The 263-nt window shown below is 72.2% G+C and carries 1 protein-coding gene; it reads left to right on the top strand.

From position 1 onward, the window contains the following. Window positions 1-263, top strand: a 263-nt coding sequence (locus ACZ3HH_RS30390) for a TetR/AcrR family transcriptional regulator (RefSeq protein WP_465810334.1), incomplete at both ends; no start/stop codon positions are given.

Here is a 263-nt window from a genome sequence, read left to right as displayed (position 1 = left end):
AGCGCATCATCGCCGCCGCCGCCGACCTGCTGCAGGACGGGGGCACCGCAGCGGTCACGACGAGGGCCGTCGCCGAACGCGCGAGTACGCAGGCCCCCACGATCTACCGGCTCTTCGGCGACAAGGACGGGCTCCTCGACGCCGTCGCCGAACACGCGATGGCGCACTTCAGCGCCGCGAAGGCGTCCGCACTGTCCCCTCTCGCCGACGCCGTGGACCCGATCGAGGAACTCCGCGCGAGCTGGCACCAGGTCGTGGGCTTC

The organism is Pseudomonas sp. PME37.24/025 (assembly GCF_055556615.1).
Note: the sequence above shows the minus strand (reverse complement) of the source record. Positions and strands in the feature narration are given on the sequence as shown.